The 255-nt window shown below is 60.0% G+C and carries 1 protein-coding gene; it reads right to left on the bottom strand.

The features are described from left to right. Positions 1-198: hypothetical protein (locus MWC30_RS22395; protein WP_244086378.1), on the bottom strand; the 198-nt coding region annotated here is incomplete at its 3' end. Positions 199-255: the final 57 nt, after the last annotated feature.

Raw genomic sequence — 255 nt, 5'->3', positions numbered from 1 at the left:
CCGCGGGCAGGTGGCGCGCACTTCATGCGCTACGGCAGGAACGGGGAAGCCGAAGGGCGTTTCCTCGTAAATGGCGCGATCCATTTGCCGGGGGAAAACCGGTGCATGGTCGCCATGGGGAAAATCCGCGAAGGCGCCTTCGAGGGTTGAAACCTCCACAGCGTACCGGGGCCAATAGGGTTGGGTAGTCCAATGCATGACCGACTCCTTTTGAAGAGGGGTAATAACCGGGCCGTGAAACAGCCGAAAAACTGC

It is taken from the genome of Desulforhabdus sp. TSK (assembly GCF_022836495.1).
Classification (GTDB): Bacteria; Desulfobacterota; Syntrophobacteria; order Syntrophobacterales; family Syntrophobacteraceae; genus Desulforhabdus.
Note: the sequence above shows the minus strand (reverse complement) of the source record. Positions and strands in the feature narration are given on the sequence as shown.